This is a genomic window from Nocardioides zhouii (genome assembly GCF_004137345.1).
Classification (GTDB): domain Bacteria; phylum Actinomycetota; class Actinomycetes; order Propionibacteriales; family Nocardioidaceae; genus Nocardioides; species Nocardioides zhouii.
Map to the genome: position 1 here is coordinate 1 of NZ_SDWV01000007.1, position 16,306 is coordinate 16,306.

General features: G+C 72.2%; 18 protein-coding genes. 8 read left to right on the forward strand and 10 right to left on the reverse strand.

Annotated elements, in window-relative coordinates; translation table 11 throughout:
* Window positions 1-69: 69 nt before the first annotated feature.
* Window positions 70-753 carry an alpha/beta fold hydrolase gene (locus EUA94_RS08425; RefSeq protein WP_129426436.1) on the reverse strand — a complete coding sequence of 228 codons (684 nt, stop codon included), beginning with the start codon at window positions 751-753 and terminating at the stop codon, window positions 70-72.
* 107 nt (window positions 754-860) lie between these two features.
* On the opposite strand from EUA94_RS08425, the gene EUA94_RS08430 reads away from it, so the two are divergent.
* Window positions 861-1,817, forward strand: coding sequence for a helix-turn-helix transcriptional regulator (locus EUA94_RS08430; protein ID WP_129426437.1), 957 nt, complete (start codon window positions 861-863; stop codon window positions 1,815-1,817).
* Here the strand turns inward: EUA94_RS08430 and EUA94_RS08435 are convergent.
* Complete coding sequence (locus EUA94_RS08435; RefSeq protein ID WP_129426438.1) at window positions 1,807-2,439, reverse strand: hypothetical protein; 633 nt, start codon at window positions 2,437-2,439, stop codon at window positions 1,807-1,809. The genes EUA94_RS08430 and EUA94_RS08435 overlap by 11 nt on opposite strands.
* A gap of 60 nt (window positions 2,440-2,499) precedes the next feature.
* Here EUA94_RS08435 and EUA94_RS22115 point away from each other — a divergent pair, with 60 nt between their 5' ends.
* The gene (locus EUA94_RS22115) at window positions 2,500-2,670 is read left to right on the forward strand and encodes a hypothetical protein (protein ID WP_165356841.1); all 171 of its coding nucleotides are present in this window, start codon (window positions 2,500-2,502) and stop codon (window positions 2,668-2,670) included.
* A gap of 83 nt (window positions 2,671-2,753) precedes the next feature.
* Here the strand turns inward: EUA94_RS22115 and EUA94_RS08440 are convergent, their stop codons facing one another.
* Complete coding sequence (locus EUA94_RS08440; RefSeq protein ID WP_129426439.1) at window positions 2,754-3,356, reverse strand: LysE/ArgO family amino acid transporter; 603 nt, start codon at window positions 3,354-3,356, stop codon at window positions 2,754-2,756.
* Between the two features lie 134 nt (window positions 3,357-3,490).
* Between EUA94_RS08440 and EUA94_RS08445 the strand changes: the two genes are divergently transcribed.
* Genes EUA94_RS08445 through EUA94_RS08455 form a run of 3 tightly spaced genes read left to right on the forward strand, consistent with a single transcriptional unit; the run spans window position 3,491 to window position 7,557 of the window.
* Entirely contained in the window at window positions 3,491-4,267 is a 777-nt protein-coding gene (locus EUA94_RS08445) for an ABC transporter ATP-binding protein (RefSeq protein ID WP_129426440.1), read from the forward strand.
* Window position 4,268: 1 nt separating this feature from the next.
* Complete coding sequence (locus tag EUA94_RS08450; protein WP_242494747.1) at window positions 4,269-6,827, forward strand: ABC transporter permease; 2,559 nt, start codon at window positions 4,269-4,271, stop codon at window positions 6,825-6,827.
* 19 nt (window positions 6,828-6,846) lie between these two features.
* On the forward strand, window positions 6,847-7,557 hold the full coding sequence (locus EUA94_RS08455; protein ID WP_129426441.1) for a ZIP family metal transporter: 711 nt from the start codon (window positions 6,847-6,849) through the stop codon (window positions 7,555-7,557).
* 84 nt (window positions 7,558-7,641) lie between these two features.
* On the opposite strand, the gene EUA94_RS08460 is transcribed toward EUA94_RS08455, so the two are convergent.
* A complete protein-coding gene (locus EUA94_RS08460) occupies window positions 7,642-8,682 on the reverse strand; it encodes a DNA polymerase IV (RefSeq protein WP_207210460.1) in 1,041 nt (346 codons plus the stop codon).
* Between the two features lie 363 nt (window positions 8,683-9,045).
* On the opposite strand from EUA94_RS08460, the gene EUA94_RS08465 reads away from it, so the two are divergent.
* The 3 genes from EUA94_RS08465 (at window position 9,046) to EUA94_RS08475 (ending at window position 11,001) form a co-directional block, all read left to right on the forward strand.
* A complete protein-coding gene (locus EUA94_RS08465) occupies window positions 9,046-9,750 on the forward strand; it encodes an SPFH domain-containing protein (RefSeq protein WP_129426442.1) in 705 nt (234 codons plus the stop codon).
* 129 nt (window positions 9,751-9,879) lie between these two features.
* Window positions 9,880-10,110, forward strand: coding sequence for a hypothetical protein (locus tag EUA94_RS08470; RefSeq protein ID WP_129426443.1), 231 nt, complete (start codon window positions 9,880-9,882; stop codon window positions 10,108-10,110).
* A gap of 45 nt (window positions 10,111-10,155) precedes the next feature.
* Window positions 10,156-11,001, forward strand: a complete 846-nt coding sequence (locus EUA94_RS08475) for a GNAT family N-acetyltransferase (RefSeq protein ID WP_129426444.1) — start codon at window positions 10,156-10,158, stop codon at window positions 10,999-11,001.
* A gap of 70 nt (window positions 11,002-11,071) precedes the next feature.
* On the opposite strand, the gene EUA94_RS08480 is transcribed toward EUA94_RS08475, so the two are convergent.
* From EUA94_RS08480 to EUA94_RS08505, 6 genes are all read right to left on the reverse strand, one after another.
* Window positions 11,072-11,278, reverse strand: a complete 207-nt coding sequence (locus EUA94_RS08480) for a hypothetical protein (protein WP_129426445.1) — start codon at window positions 11,276-11,278, stop codon at window positions 11,072-11,074.
* Between the two features lie 39 nt (window positions 11,279-11,317).
* A complete protein-coding gene (locus EUA94_RS08485) occupies window positions 11,318-12,514 on the reverse strand; it encodes a cysteine desulfurase-like protein (protein WP_129426446.1) in 1,197 nt (398 codons plus the stop codon).
* Between the two features lie 10 nt (window positions 12,515-12,524).
* Window positions 12,525-13,472, reverse strand: coding sequence for a succinylglutamate desuccinylase/aspartoacylase family protein (locus EUA94_RS08490; protein WP_129426447.1), 948 nt, complete (start codon window positions 13,470-13,472; stop codon window positions 12,525-12,527).
* A 113-nt stretch (window positions 13,473-13,585) separates the two neighbouring features.
* Window positions 13,586-14,044, reverse strand: coding sequence for a hypothetical protein (locus tag EUA94_RS08495; RefSeq protein WP_129426448.1), 459 nt, complete (start codon window positions 14,042-14,044; stop codon window positions 13,586-13,588).
* 62 nt (window positions 14,045-14,106) lie between these two features.
* A complete protein-coding gene (locus tag EUA94_RS08500) occupies window positions 14,107-15,636 on the reverse strand; it encodes a carbohydrate-binding domain-containing protein (RefSeq protein ID WP_129426449.1) in 1,530 nt (509 codons plus the stop codon).
* Window positions 15,637-15,679: 43 nt separating this feature from the next.
* Window positions 15,680-16,279, reverse strand: coding sequence for a GtrA family protein (locus EUA94_RS08505; RefSeq protein ID WP_129426450.1), 600 nt, complete (start codon window positions 16,277-16,279; stop codon window positions 15,680-15,682).
* Between the last annotated feature and the right edge of the window lie 27 nt (window positions 16,280-16,306).

Consider the following 16,306-nt stretch of genomic DNA (forward strand, 5'->3'; position numbering starts at 1 on the left):
CTGAGCACCGCCATCCGCGTCATGGACCCAGCATCAAGCCCGAACCACGCTCAACATTGGAGACACGCCCTAGCTGCGCGCGGCCTCGTCGATCAGGGCGGCCAGCGCGGCCGGCTGGGTGAACATCGGCCAGTGGCCGGAGTCGATGTCGACGAAGTCGACGCTGGTGGACTTGGCGAGCTCGGGGATGTCGCCCGACTCCATCCACTCCTTCGCCTGGGCCGGGGAGTACTCCGGGCACACCATCGTCACCGGCACGCCGTAGCGGCGCTCGTCGGTGAGGTGGATGGTGCCCTGCGTGACGGCGGCCGGTACGGCGATGGCGCCGGCCGCGACGCTCGCCTTGAGCTCGGCGGACATGTCGTCGGAGTCCGGGCCCTCGAACGGCTCCCACCCCGGGAACGGCACCACGCCGTCGACCGGGGCGAAGAAGCCGAAGTAGGTCTCGCCATCACCGTTGGGCATGCCGCCCACCAGTGCGACGCGCGCCACCTTCTCGGGCCGGGCGTCGGCGGCGACCCAGGCCAGCGCACAGGCCGCCGAGTGGCCGACCACGAACGCCGGTCCGTCCGTGGCGTCGACCGCGGAGAGGATCGCGGCCACCTGGTCGTCGTACGTCGCCGCGGTGTTGCCGTCGCCCTGCCCGGGCAGCGTGAGGGCCTGGGGACGGTGCCCGAGCCGCTCGAGCTCGGGGACGACGTCGTCCCACGCGGATCCGTCGAGCCACATGCCGGCGATGAGGACGATGTCCATGGTGTTCTCCCAGTTGAGTGCGGGTGGGGTCGGTGGTGGAGGTACGTCGACCACGCTAACGAGCATTCCGGACGCTCCACGACCGGATCCGGTGGCACCATCGCCCCATGAGCGAGATCAGCCCGACCGCGCGCGCCCTCCGGGCGCTCGACATCCTGCAGACCCGGCCGGGCATCACGGCCGCCGACCTCGCCCAGCGGCTCGGCGTCACCGAGCGTGCCGCGCGCCGCTACGTCGCGATCCTGCGCGAGGCCGACATCCCGGTGGAGTCGACCCGCGGGCCGTACGGCGGTTACACCCTGGGCCGGGGCCTGCGGCTGCCACCGCTCGTCTTCTCCGCGACCGAGGCGCTCGGCCTGGTGATGGCCGCGCTCGACTCCCAGCACGCGGTCGCCGACCCCGACGACCCGGTCGGCTCCGCGCTCGGCAAGATCCTGCGGGTGCTGCCGAGCAACGTCGCCCGGCAGGCCGTCGCCCTCCGCGAGACCGCTCGCGCCGTGCCCGAGCGCTTCCCGGCCAAGCCCGACGCCACCGTGACCACCGAGCTGGTGGAGGCCGTCGCGGGGCAGCGCCAGGTGCGGCTCGGCTACCGCACGGCTGCCGGCAACGCTCGTACGTTCGAGGTCGACCCGTGGTCCGTGGTGGTCCGCTACGGCCGGTGGTACCTGCTCTGCCACTCCCACCACGCCAGCGAGCTGCGCACCTTCCGGATCGACCGGATCACCGAGGTCCACCTCCTCGACGGCACCTTCGAGGTGCCCGCCGACCTCGACCCCGCGGCCGAGCTCGAGGCCAACCTGGGCAAGGGCTGGGAGCACGAGACGTACGTCGTGTTTGAGGCGCCGCTCGAGGAGGTCAGGCCGTGGATCCGGCCCACGCTCGGCGAGCTGCGCGCGCGGCCGGGAGGTGGCTGCGAGCTGGTGGGCACCACGAGCAACGCGACGGCGTACGCCGGCGAGTGGCTGGCCGGCGTCCCGTTCGCGTTCACCGTCGTGGGAGGTGCGGAGCTGAAGGCTGCGGTGGCGGTGCTGGGGGCGCGCTTCACGGCCGCCGTCAGCGACTGACCGCGACCTCCTTGCCGAGGGTCCAGCCGTCGGAGATCGGGAGGTAGTCGCCGCTCCAGAAGGTGCCCGGGTCGTACCAGGTGGCGCGGCGGTCGTCTCGCAGGATGCCCATCTCGATGTAGCAGCTCGCCACGATCTCCGCGCAGAACGCCGCCTCGGGGGTGACGCGTCGGGCCCGGTGACGGTGCGGGACGTACGCGTCGCGGCCGCGCAGCCAGCGCGCGCCGAGCTTGGTGAGGCTGGGGAAGGAGACGCCGTCGAGGCGCGCGACCGTACGGAGCATGCCGTCCTCCTCGACCTGGCCGATCTCCGGCTCGAGCTGGCGCAGCCACGCGTCCTGGCCGTACTCGGTCTGCCACCGCGACACCGCCTCGCGCAGGTCGTGCAGCTGGACGCCGCGGTGGTGGCCGCCGGTCCACATGTCGACCTGCTTCTTGCCGAGCTCGGCGTGGAAGATCAGCGGCGGCAGGTCGTCGACGACCACAGCGATCCCGACGTGGTTGACCGGCGAGTTCGTCACCGCGCGGATCGCCCGGTCGGGCGCGCGGCGCCCACGGAACAGCCAGATGTCGCCGCTCCGGGTCAGGTCCACCGCCTGGTCGAGGGTCACCGACGTCGCCATGCCGGGAAGTCTGCCGCACGACCCCGCCTCGCGGTGCGCGGTCGGGGATACGCTCGGGCCATGCGCGTGTGGAAGCTGCTCGGCCTGGCCGGGATCCTGGCCGGTGTCGCGACCGGTGCCGCGGTCGCCCGCGACGAGCGCGTACGCCGCCACTACGACGCCGGCGAGATCCGCGACCGCCTCCACGCCCGCCACGACGAGGCCGTCGCCCGGGAGTCCTCGGACTCCTGAGCGCTCGTGTGCGCGCCGGGGGTAGTCCAGTGAGGGATGGCTGTCGAGACGGCCTCCGGACAGCCGAAAGTCACTGGACTACCTCAGGAGCCTAGGGCCAGCCGGACCGCAATCGCGAGCATCACCAGCCCGATGAGGACGTCGAGGACCTGCCAGGCGCGGGGGTTCGCGAGCCGCGGCGCGGCGAGCCGGGCGCCGTACGCCAGACCGGTGAACCAGCCGATGCTGGCCAGGCACGCGCCGAGGGCGAACCACCAGCGGCCGGGGTGGCCGTGGGTGCCGGCGATCGAGCCGAGCAGCAGGACGGTGTCGAGGTAGACGTGCGGGTTGAGCCAGGTCAGCGCGACCGCGCGGGCCACCACGCCGCCGCGCGACTCGACCACCGCTCCGTCGACGGCGAGCGCCTGGGTTCGGCGCGCGCGCAGCAGCGAGGCGAGGCCGTACGCCGTCAGGAACGCGACGCCGAGCCAGCGGATCACCTCGATCGCCCACGGCGCGCGGTCGACCACCACGCCGATGCCGGCGACGCCGGCCACGATGAGTACTGCGTCGGAGACCGCGCAGATCGCGACGACGACCGCGACATGGCTGCGGCGCAGGCCCTGGCGGAGGACGAAAGCGTTCTGCGCGCCGATCGCGACGATGAGGGAGAGGCCCGTCAGCAGCCCGGCGGCGATGTCTCCCACGCGCTCAACCTAGAGGTGCGACAGCAGTGGTCCAGACCCCTGCCGACACCCCGGCACACCCCTGACGGATGTCAGGGCAGGCTGGGGGTGATATCCCATGGCTGCCCGCTTCGCAGCCCTGCGAGACTCGTCGCATGACTCAGCAGCCGGGGGACGCGACGAACGCCGTCGCAGCAAGCGCACGCGACCTGATCAAGGTGTACGGCAAGGGCGAGGCGGAGGTGCGGGCCCTCGACGGTGTGACCGTCGACCTCATGCAGGGGGAGTTCACGGCCATCATGGGGCCGTCCGGCTCCGGCAAGTCGACCCTCATGCACTGCCTGGCCGCCCTCGACACCCCGACCTCCGGCGAGGCCGTCGTCGACGGCACCTCCCTCGGCAAGCTCAAGGACAAGGACCTCACCACGCTGCGCCGGGAGCGGGTCGGCTTCGTCTTCCAGTCGTTCAACCTCGTGCCCACCCTCAGCGCGGAGGAGAACATCCTGCTGCCGCTGAGCCTCGCCGGCCGCAAGCCCGACCGCGCGTGGTTCGACCAGGTCGTCGACGCGGTCGGGCTGCGCCCGCGCCTCGGTCACCGTCCGAGCGAGATGTCGGGCGGCCAGCAGCAGCGCGTCGCCTGCGCCCGCGCGCTGGTCAGCCAGCCGAGGATCGTCTTCGCCGACGAGCCCACCGGCAACCTCGACTCCACGAGCAGCGCCGAGGTGCTCGGCTTCCTCCGCCGCAGCGTCGACGAGTTCGGCCAGACCGTCGTGATGGTGACGCACGACCCCGTCGCGGCGTCGTACACGGACCGGGTGCTGTTCCTCGCCGACGGCGTCATCGTCGACGAGCTGCGCTCGCCCGACCGCGACCAGATCCTCGCCAAGATGGCCAGCCTGCAGGACGCCGCCGTGAAGAAGGCGGCGAGCTGACGTGCTCCTCCTGACCTGGCGCAACCTGCTCGCCCGCAAGGTGCGCCTGCTGATGAGCACGCTCGCGATCGTGCTCGGAATCGGCTTCCTCGCCGGCGTGATGACCTTCAGCACCGGCCTCAACGCCACCTTCCAGAACATCGTCAGCGGGTCGACCCCCGACGGCCTGGTGCGACCGGCCGGTGACGTCTCGGGCGCCAACGCGGGTGTCGCCACCACGCAGCTGATCACCCCTGCCGACATCGACAAGATCGGCGCCCTGCCCGAGGTGGCGGCCGCGACCGGCTCCGTCGACGGCTTCGGCTCGTTCCTCCTCGGCAAGGACGACAAGCTGGTCGGCGGGCAGGGTGCCCCGACGCTGGCGTTCAACTACGCGCCCGGCGAGAACATGGCCGGTGACGAGGTCCTCGAGCTCAGCCAGGGCGGCTGGCCCGAGAAGCCCGGCGAGGTCACGCTCGACACCTCGTCGGCGGAGCGCGGCGGCTACGACATCGGTGACACCGTCACGATGATCGTGCCGACCGAGGTCCAGGACCCCCGGCGTACGTTCACGCTCGTCGGCACCGCCGACTTCAACGGTGGCGGCACGGCCGGCGCGACGCTGGTGCTGCTCGACACGTCGGAGGCGCAGGAGATCTTCCTCGGCGGCGAGGACGCGTTCACGAGCGTCGCGCTCACCGCAGCGGACGGCGTCTCCCAGACGCAGCTCGCCGATGCCGCGGACGCGGTGGTGCCGGGGGGCTTCACCGCCGTGACCGGCGACAAGGTGGTCAAGGAGACCCAGGACCAGATCGGCCAGTTCCTCGACGTCATCTCCATCTTCCTGACCACCTTCGCCGTGATCGCGATCGTGGTCGGCGCCTTCATCATCTTCAACACCTTCTCGATCCTCGTCTCCCAGCGGGTGCGGGAGTCCGCCCTGTTGCGCGCGCTCGGGGCGAGCAAGAAGCAGGTCACCCGCTCGGTGCTCATCGAGGCGTTCCTGATGGCGGTGGTCGGAGCGACGCTCGGGCTCCTGCTCGGGCTGGGGCTGTCGCGCCTGCTCGCGGGGCTCTTCCGTACGTTCGGCCTCGACATCGCCGGCGACGTGCTGACCCTCACGCCCTTCACGATCATCGCGGGCTACGTCGTGGGCATCCTGGTGACGATGGTCGCGGCCTTCGTCCCTGCCCGCCGGGCCGCCAAGGTGCCGCCCGTCGCGGCGATGCGCGACGACCTCGTGGTCCAGGAGAAGGGAATGGGCCGGCGCCTCGTGCTGGGCTCGATCGCCATGGCCGTGGGCGTCGCCCTCGCCGCGGCCGGGCTGGTCGGAGCACCCGGCACGGACGCCATCTGGATCGGTGCCGGCGCGGTGATCTGGGTCATCACGACCGCGGTGCTCGCACCCGTCCTCGGCCACCCGGTGCTGGTCGCGTGCCGCGCCGTGTTCGGCCGGCTGTTCGGCACGGCGGGTCTCCTCGCCGGTGAGAACGCCCTGCGCAACCCGCGTCGTACGGGCGCCACCGCGTCCGCCCTGATGATCGGGCTCGCGGTCGTCTCGGCCGTCGGCGTCCTCGCCTCGTCGCTCAGCGCGACGAACGACAAGGTGGTCGACGACCAGTTCAAGAGCGACTTCCTCGTGCAGATGCCGACCTTCCAGGGCTTCCCGTCCGGCTTCGGAGACCGGATGCAGGACGTCGACGGCGTCGACCTGGTCTCGCGCCAGCAGGGCACGCCGGTGAGCGTCGACGTCGACGGCACGCCCGACCAGACCTTCGCGATCGGCGTCGACCCCGGCTTCTTCGAGATCTACGACCTCACCATGATCGACGGGACCGACCAGATCTCCGGCCACCAGACGCTCCTCAGCGAGGGCCGCGCCGACGACCTGAAGGCCGGTCCCGGCGACACCATCGACGTGGAGTTCCCCGGTGGGAAGAAGATCCCGCTGGAGGTCGTGGGGGTCTTCGAGGACACCCCGACCACGGGCGGGATCACCTTCCCGCTCTCCGTGCTCGCCGACGCCGGCATCAAGCGCAGCGACTCCACCCTCAGCATCACCCTCGCCGACGGCGCCGACCGCGCGACGGTCAAGCGGGACCTCGAGGACGTGGTCAAGGACCTGCCGATCCTGTCGGTGCAGGACAAGGAGGAGTTCAAGGAGCTGATCAGCGGCCAGGTCAACCAGCTGCTCTACGTCATCTACGGACTCCTCGCCCTCGCCGTCGTCATCGCGGTCATCGGCATCGTCAACACCCTCGGGCTCAGCGTCCTCGAGCGGACCCGCGAGATCGGGCTGCTGCGCGCCGTCGGGCTCTCGCGGCGCAAGCTGCGCACCATGATCACCCTCGAGTCGGTGGCGATCGCCCTGCTCGGCGCCGTCCTGGGGATGGTGGTCGGCCTGGTCATCGGGGTCGTGCTGCGGCAGTCGCTCAAGGACGACCTGACGGTGCTCTCACTGCCGGTGAGCAACCTGCTGATCTTCCTGGTGGTCGCCGTGATCTTCGGCGTGCTTGCGGCGATCGTCCCCGCCATCCGTGCCTCGCGGATGAAGGTGCTGGCGGCCATCGCGACGGAGTGATCGGTGGCATGATCGTCACGTGATCGAGGCCCTCGGCTGGGGAGCGCTGGGCGCCAGCTCGCTGCTGATCGGCGCCGCGCTGGCGCTGGTGCGGACGTGGTCGGACCGCGTCGTCGGGCTGGTGCTCGGCTTCGGCGCGGGCGCACTGATCGCGAGCGTGTCCTTCGAGCTCGCGGAGGAGGGGCTCAAGGTCGGCAGTGCGTACGCCGTGGCGGGCGGGCTGGCCCTGGGCGGCCTCACCTTCTTCGCCGCCGACCGGCTGGTCGAGCGGTGGGGTGACCGCTCAGGTGGTTCGTCGGCCGGGGCGCCGCTCGCCGTCGGCGCCTTCCTCGACGGCATCCCCGAGCAGGCGGTCCTCGGGATCGGCATCGCGGCGGGCGGCGGCGTCAGTGCGGCGCTCGTGGTCGCGATCTTCGCCTCCAACCTCCCCGAGGCGATCGGCTCCGCATCCGACATGCGCTCGGGTGGCCGGTCGGGTCGCTCGATCCTCGGACTGTGGGCTGGTGTCGCTGCCCTCTGTGCCGCCGCGACGGTCGGCGGCGCGGCGCTGTCCGACGTGGTGTCGAGCGAGGGCCAGGCCTTCATCGACGGCTTCGCAGCCGGCGCGCTGCTCACGATGCTGATCGACTCGATGGTGCCCGAGGCCAAGGACAAGGCGAAGGACCTCGCCGGCCTGGCCACCGTGGTCGGCTTCGCGATCGCTGCCGGCCTCTCGCTGATCGGTCAGTAGCCGGCATTCTGCTGTCACTCGGTGCTGATGGCGACAGTGGAGCCAGCGGCCCGACCTAGCGCCCTCGGGCTCCACTGTCGTCGGTCAGTAGCCGCCGTCGGGCGGGACCATCTCCCCGCGCACGCCGAGCAGCCGTACGCGTCGCTGGTCGTCGAGCGCGAGGTAGAGGTCGTACGCCGTCTGCGTGATCACCTCGACGTCGAAGGTCGGCTCGGGCAGCTTGCGCACCTTGGTGAAGGTGAAGAACGGCGCGAACCGGACCTTGAGGTGCACCCGCTGCACCGCGCGCTCCTCCTTGCGTACGTCGTCGACGACGCGCGCGGCGAGCTCGGCCAGCGCGGCGCGCACCTCGTCGGGCGTGATCAGGTCGGCCTGGTAGGTCGTCTCTCGGCCGTGTGCGCGTGCCACCCACGGGGTGTCGTCGGGCGTCGTCCGTCCGCCACCTCGCCCGAGCCGACCCAGGTGGGAGCCGCTCGCCGGTCCGAAGGCGGCGACCAGTGCCTCCTCGTCTGCCGCGGCCAGGTCGGCGACCGTGCGGATGCCGATCGCCTCCAGCCGTGCACCGATCTTCGTGCCGACACCCCACAGGGCCGTCGTCGGCCGCTCGCCCATGACCTCCATCCAGTTGTCGCGGGTGAGCCGGAACGTGCCCTGCGGCTTGCCGAAGTCGGTGGCGATCTTGGCCCGTACGAGCGTGTCGCCGATGCCGACCGAGCAGTGAAGTCCGGTCGCCTCGAGCACCGCCGCCTGGATCGAGCGGGCCGCCGCGAGCGGGTCGTCGGTCTCGATGCCGACGAACGCCTCGTCCCACCCCAGCACCTCGACGACGGCACCAGGCGTCGCGCGCAACGTCTGCATCACCACCGCCGACGCGGCCTCGTAGACCGGGAAGTCCACCGGCAGGAACACCGCGTCGGGGCTGCGCCGCTTGGCCAGCTTGAGCGCCAGCCCGCTGCGCACGCCGTGCGCCCGCGCCTCGTACGACGCCGTCGACACCACCGCTCGTTCGGTGGGGTCGCCCCGCCCGCCCACCACGACCGGCAGCCCCACGAGCTCGGGGCGGCGCAGCAGCTCGACCGCGACCAGGAACTGGTCCATGTCGACGTGGAGCACCCAGGGGGTCACGCCGTCATTGTGGCCGAGGGGTGCGACAGCGGGGTGCGTCGAAAACCAGGTGCGCTGCGATGCGGTCGGCTCCTACCCTTGGTCGCGGCGAGATCAGCGGCAGGCCAGGAGTTCCGGGGCCGGTTCCGCGCGTCGTACCTCGCCACCAGCCCTGACAAGGCAATGGCATCGGAGCTGTTCACTCCTGTGAGTTCGACTCTCACTTCCTCAGGTGGTGGCCGGTGACGACGCGCAGGGTCGAGCCCTGAGGCGGATCCGGTCAGCACGACGGTTCCGGTCCCCGCTCGACGTTGTGGTCACCGGCCACCATCCCCATCCCATCCGTCACGCACACCCACCACGCCCACCAGAAGGAGGATCGCCATGTCCCTCATCCACTCACTCATCCACGTCCTGCGGCCCCGTCTCACGGTGCAGCCGTGGCAGGTCGCGCTCGAGCGCCGCGACGGTGAGCCCACCCGGGTGCTGCAGCCGGGTCGGCACATCGAGCGGACCCGGGCGACGTACGACGTCCTCGACGTGCGTCAGCACATCGACGTCGTGCCGGCCCAGGAGCTGCTGACCGCCGACGGTGTCACCGTCAAGGTGTCGGCGGTCTGGGTGTGGACCATCGGCGACCCGGTCGTGTTCACCGAGAAGGTGCGCGACCCGGTTCACGCGGTCTACCTCGCCATCCAGCTCGCCCTGCGTGACGCGCTGGCGACGCAGGAGGCCGAGGCGCTGGTGCGCTCACCGCGGACCGGTCTGGTGGCCGGCTTCACCGAGACCGTCGCGGGGGCGGCGGCCGAGGTGGGCATCCGGGTGCACGACGTCGTCGTCAAGGACGTCGTGCTGCCGATCGACCTGCGGATGGCCTACTCCGAGCTCGTCGTCGGCCGGCACCGGGCGCAGGCTCAGCTCGAGGCAGCGCGGGCGGAGACGGCCGCGCTGCGGTCGCTCGCCAACGGCGCCAAGCTGCTCGACGACCACCCGTCGCTCGCGCAGCTGCGGCTGGTCCAGGCGCTGCCGCCCGGCTCGCGTGTCGAGCTGGTGCAGCCCGGCCGCTCCGGCTCGCGGTCCGGGGAGTAGGCCGTCGAGCGGTGCGCGAGGCAGGTTCTGTCGTCCGGGAACCTGTCCCGCGCACCGCTCCCGGAGGCGTGGACGCCACCACCCCTGTGGGCGACCACGGCGGTACGCCGTCGGCGTAGCGTCGCGAGCATGAGCGACGACCAGCCCGAGGCCGACCCCTACGCCGTGCACTCCGAGGAGTCGGACTTCCCGGCCGCCGGTGAGCGGGTCAGCGACGAGGACCGGCAGCGCGCCCTCGACGCCGAGCCCGCGGGCAACGCCACCGTCGGCGACACCGTGGACACCGACGGCCTGGACTCGCGTACGCACGAGGACGGTGCGGGCTCGGAGGAAGTCGCCGAGCAGGCGCACGACAACTGAAAAAACGCGGTGCCGCGCAGGCGGCGGCGGTGCGAGAGTGCGGCCATGACTCCCGAGCGGCTGGACATCGACGCTGCCCTCCCGCGCATGCAGGCCCTGGCCTCGTCGCTCTGGTCGCCGCGGGCGCGCCACCACCCCGGGCAGCTCGCCTGGTCGGCGGCGTACGGCGAACCCGCGGCGCTCGACCTCGGACCGGTGTTCATCACCGACGGTGCCTGGGCCTGGCTGGAGTCGCCGGGGTGGCTGGAGGTCTGCGGCGCCGACCCCGAGGCCGTACGCGCCGTCGTGGACGCCGCGCTCGGAGAGTGCGACGGCGAGGTCAGGACCAGCACCCTCGAGACCGAGGACGTGGTGCTGGCGGTGCTGGCCGACGTCGCTTTCGTCGAGGTCGAGTCGCCATGGTTCACCCACCACTTCATCGACCTGGCCGACCTGCCGGACGTGGCCCTTCCCGAGGGGTACGCCGTCCGCGCGGTGCGCGAGGGCGAGCACGAGCCGCGGTCGGCGGTCCACCGCGCCGCCTGGTCGGCGACGTCGCTTGTCACGAGCGCGGCGTACGAACGGCTGATGGCCACGGCGCCTTATCGCGCGGCCACCGACCACGTCGTCGTCACGGACGAGGGCGAGTGGGTCGCGTCGTGCTGCGTGTGGCTCGACGAGGCGACCGGCATGGCACTGGTCGAGCCCGTCGGCTGCGTGGATCCGCACGCGCGCCGCGGCCTCGCGACTGCCGCCTCCGTCTCGGCCCTCACCGCCGCCCGCGAGCTGGGGGCGACCACCGGGCTGGTCTGCCCGCGCGGTGACGACGACTACCCGGCGCCGGCATTGCTCTACCGCGGCATCGGGTTCGAGCCGGGCGCGCGCACGCGGACCTACCGACAGCGGGGCTAGGTCGACCTTCGCTCGCGGATGCCGCGAGCCGACTTCGAGTCAGGCACGTCGGAGGCCGAGCGTGGCTCGCTCAGTCGGTGCGCCGGTACGCGGCCCACGCACAGAGCAGGAATCCCACGGCCACTGCCGCCCGCAGCCAGCTGAAGCCGTCGAGGAGCCAGAGCCCCTGCATGATGCCGAGGAACGCCAGGAGCATCGCCTCCCACCTGTGCTTGCGCGCGCGGTCCGGGGCGAAGCCGGCGGCGCACTCCTCCGGCGTCCCGAACTCCTCCTGCACCGTCCGTCCAGCGTGTGCATACCTATATACGGCACAACCTCACTTCAGGAAGTCGTCGAGGCCCTCGAGCAGGCGGTCCACGTCGGAGTCGTCGGTGTACGCCGCGAGCCCGATCCGCAGGCCCGAGTCGACGGGCAGGCCGAGCGCGCGGAACGTCTCGTACGCGTAGAAGGTGCCGGCCGGGACCAGCACGTCACGCTTCGCGAGCGCCTCGTACGCGTCCACGGGCAGGCGGTCGCGGAACGTGAGGAACAGCGTGGAGGTGCGATCGGCGGCGCGCGAGTGGAGCGTGAGGTCATCGCCCAGGTCGGCGAGGCCATCCTCGATCCGGAGTCGCAGCCGTAGCTCGTGCTCGGCGATCGAGGCGGCGGCCGAGACGAGCCGTTCGCGTCGGGTCGCGCCCGAGCCGAGGGAGGCGATCAGGTCGATCGCCGCGGTCGCGCCGGCGAGCAGCTCGTAGGGCAGCGTGCCGAGCTCGAACCGCTCCGGCACGGCGTCGCTCGACGGCAGCAGCTTGTCGGGGCGGAGCGTCCCCAGCAGGGCCGGGTCGGCGACGAGCGCGCCGCAGTGGGGCCCGAAGAACTTGTACGGCGAGCAGACCATGAGGTCCGCGCCCATCGCGGCGAGGTCGGGGGCGGCGTGCGCGGCGTGGTGGACGCCGTCGACGTAGACCAGTGCACCCACCTCGTGCGCGCGCGCGGCGACGGTCGCGACCGGCGGCTGCGTGCCGAGCAGGTTGGACGCCGCGGTCATCGCGACGAGCCGGGTGCGCTCGGTGATCGCGTCGAGCGACGACAGGTCGAGCTCGCCGGTGGCGGGGTCGAGCCGCAGCCACCGCACGGTGACGCCGGCCCGCTCGGCCGACTGGATCCATGGCCGCACGTTGGAGTCGTGGTCGAGCTCGCAGAGGACGATCTCGTCGCCCGGCGACCAGGTGCGCGACAGCGTGCGCGAGAAGTCGTACGTCAGTGCCGTCGCGCTGCGCCCGTGGACGACCCCCTCGGCCACCCCGCCGACCAGGTCGGCGATGGCCGAGCGGAAGCCGGCGACGGACTCCTCGGCGTTGCGCTGGCTGGTCGTCGCGGCGCCGCGCTGCGACAGCGGCCCGGTGAGGGTACGGGCGATCGCCTCGCCGACCACTCGGGGCGTCTGGGTGCCGCCGGGGTTGTCGAAGTGGGCGATGCCCGACTCGAGCGAGGGGAACTCGGCACGGAAGCCAGCGACGTCGAAGGACATGCAGGGCACGCTAGTTGGCGATGTGCACGACCGCGTCACCGGAGTTGACGAGGGGCGCCTCGGTGCGGCCGATGACGATGCCGTCGCGGCTGGCGTACACCGCGCGCAGCGTCCGGCCGAAGGAGTCGAAGAGGGTGCCGAGCCGCTCGCCGTCGCTGACCTTCTGGCCGAGGGCGACATCGAGGTGCAGGATCCCGGTGCGGCGCGCCCGCACCCACCCGCTCGACCGGCACTCCAGGCTGGGCTCGACCGTCGGCTCGTCGACCGGCTCGGTCATGCCGAGCGACGCCAGCACGCGGCGTACGCCGATCACGCCCGCGTCGACGGCGTACGCGTCGAACCGCAGGGGTTCGCCGGCCTCGTAGAGCAGCACCTTCGCGCCCTGCTCGCGGGCGGCGTGGCGCAGCGACCCGTCGCGGATCTTGGCGTGCAGCATGACCGGGGCACCGAAGGACTGGGCGAGCTCGCGGGTGCCGGGGTCGTCGAGGTCGGCGCGGATCTGGGGCAGGTTGCTGCGGCGGTCGGACCCGGTGTGGAGGTCGATGCCGACCTCGCAGCCAGCCACGATCTCGCGCATGAAGAGGTAGGCGATCCGGCTCGCGAGCGACCCGCGCGCCGAGCCGGGGAACGACCGGTTGAGGTCGCGGCGGTCGGGGAGGTAGCGGTCGCCGTTCATGAAGCCGAGCACGTTGACGATCGGCACCGCGACGAGCGTCCCGCGGAACGTCTTGGGGTCGAGGCCGGCCATCACCTGTCGAACGATCTCGACACCGGCGACCTCGTCGCCGTGGATGGCGGCGTCGATCCACACGCTCGGCCCGTCCTCGCGACCGTGCACGACCCGCACCGGGAGCGTCACGTCGGCACCGGTCACCAGGCGGGTGATCGGAAGCTCGAGGGCGCGCACCGTGCCGGCGCGGATCCGGACGCCGCCGATGGCGAAGGACTCGCGGGCCACTAGGCAGCCTGAGCGGGAGCGGCGGCAGTGGTCACGGGCTCAGGGTAGTCGCGCACGAGACCCGCCCCGGCCACCTCACGGGGAGAGGCGGTCCGGGGCGGGTCGGTCGGGGGTCAGCTGTTCTGCGTGGCGGAGTCCGAGGTCGAGCCGGAGTCGGTCCCGCTGTCGGAGTCGGTGTCGGGCTGGCCGTCGCCGTCGAAGTCCGGCGCCTGCCCGGTGCTGCCGTCGCCCTGCGTCGTGCCGTCCATCGGACCGCCCGGCATCTGGCCGCCCATCTGCCCGTCGCCGTCCATGTCGCCCATCGGGCCGCGGTCGCCGGGCATCCCGCGGTCTTCCCAGTCGGTGCCGGTGGTCCGGGTGGTCGCGGCGTCGTCCGCGCCGCTGTCCGCGACCGCGTACCCGGCGCCGAAGCCTGCACCGCCGATCGCGAGCCCGGCCACGACGGCGCCGGCCGCGGCCGCCTTGCGACCCGACGGGAGGCGGTCACGCCAGGTGCGCCGCGCCGCCGGCTGGTCGACGGGGGTGGCGGAGCCTTCGGTGGCGGGGGCGGTGGGGAACTGGTTCTCGGTCATGGAGGTTCCTTCTTCTTCTTCTGGAGTGGTGGAGGGAGTGGAGGTGCGGTCGGTCATCGGAGTCAGCCGCCCATCGGGCCGCGGCCCCCGGCCGGTGCCACGCCGGCGGTGACGGTGGTCGCGGTGCCGTCGACCGTGACGGTGTAGGTCGAGCCCTGCTCGATGTCGACCGACGAGAAGACGACGGAGGCGAAGTCCTTCTCGATCGCGTACGTCGCCACCTCGGCGCCGTCGGCGTCGCTGATCACGACCTCCGAGCCGGCCGCGGCGGTCGAGGCGAGGGCGGTGGCGATCCAGCCCTGCGCGGAGTCGGTCGACGGGGCGACCATCATCCCGGAGCTGCCGGTGGCGACCAGGGTGCCGCCGCTGACCTCGAAGGTGCCGTTCACGTCGAGGGCGCCGTTGCCGTCGGTGGTGGGTCCGTAGACCATGATGTCGCCGGCGGTGATCGTGGCGTTGCCGTTGGAGTCGAGGCCGTCGCCGCTCGCCCAGACCTCGAGCGAGCCGCCGTTGACGAACAGGTGCAGCGAGTCGTCGGCCTGCATCGCGCCGCCGCCCATCCCGCCGCCCTGTCCGGCCTCGCCGTCGGTGGCGGCACTGTCGTCGGACGTCGCGGCGTTGACCCCGTCGTCGGCGGAGTGCAGCTCGACGTCGCCGTCGTCGATGATGATCAGCGAGCCCTCCATGGCCTCGTTGGAACCAGCCACGTCGATGGTGCCGCCGCTGACGAGCACCTGGACGCCCTTGATGCCGTCGTCCTGGGTGGTGACGGTGAGCTCGCCGCCCTCGACGAGCACGAAGCCGGAGCCCGCGTCCTCGGTGTTGTCGGACTTGAAGGCGTCGCCGACGGAGTCGACCGTGACGCTGCCGTCGGTCAGGACGAGGTAGTCCTTGCCGATGATCCCGTCGTCGACCGAGGTCACCTCGACGGTGCCGCCGGTGATGACGAGCCCGTCCTTGCCGACGATGCCGTTGTTGCTGTTGCCGGTCACCGTCAGCGATCCGGCGCCGCCGATGGTGAGGTCGGCGGTGGAGTACAGCGTCGCGGTGGGCGCGTCCTCGGACGAGTCGGCGTACGTCGCCGCGTCGCTCAGCGCGTTGTCGCTGCCGTCGGCGAGCACGACCACGACCGACCGGGCGTCGACCACGTTGATCGCTGCCGTGGTGTCGGAGGTGATGGTCGCGTCGTCGAGCACGAGGCGTACGACGCCGTCGGCCGCGCTGTCGACGACCACCTGGCCGGTGAGGTCGCCGGTCAGGACGTAGGTGCCGGCGGCGGTGATAGTGACCGTGCCGTCCTCGGTGCGCACCGCGTCGCTGTCGGCGCTGGCGGTCGTGCCGTCGAGGGTGACCGCGATCGCGTCCGACTCGTCGTACGCCGTGTCGCCGGTCTCGACGGTGACGTCGTCGGCCAGGGCGTCGGCCACCGTGGTGCCGTCACTGGCCACCACGGACGTCGAGGAGCTCGTCGACGTCGTGGTGGTGGACGTGGTCTCGCTGGCGACGGAGGTGCCGCAGCCGGCGAGGAGGAGGACGGCGGCCCCGCCGGCGACGGCCTGGCGGATCCTGGTCGAGGTGGGCAGAAGTCGCATGGGAGCGGCCTTTCGGGGCAGGTGGAGAAGAAGGGAGCCGGGTTCAGCGGCTGGTGGAGTCGACTGTGGTCGGCTCGCCTGTCGGGGACGTGGGCTGACCTTGTGGACTGCCTGTGAGACCAGCCGGCGCCCGGAAGACGAAGCCGCGCTGGGCCGCGAAGCTCGTTGAGACGAGGGCCAGCTCGGTGACGACCTTGGCCGGGAGCAGCCCGACGCCCGCGCCGGAGAGCGCGCTGAGCAGGAGGTAGTTGAGGCCCAGCAGGCCGGTGGCGAGGAGGGCGTAGCGGCCGATGGCGCTGCGGGTGCGGACCCGGTGCCCGGCGTCGAAGACGAGCTGACGGTTGACCGCGAAGTTCACGCCGGCGCTCGTCAGCCGCGCTCCGACGACCGCGACGAGCAGGTCGCCCGTCATCGCCTGGAGCGCGACCAGCGCCACTGTGTCGATCACGAAGGCGGCGAGCGACGAGGCCAGGAAGGCCACGACTGGGGCGTAGACCCGCAGCGAGTCGAGCACGGGCCGGAAGTGGGACGACGCGTTGTGCTCGAGGTAGATCGTGGCGATCGGCAGCTGGTCGAGCTCGATGCCGGCCCGCCCCGCGCGCAGCAGGACCTGGAGCTCGTACTCGTACCTCGCGCCCGGCACGGCGCAGGCCCAAGGCCAGCAGGCCGG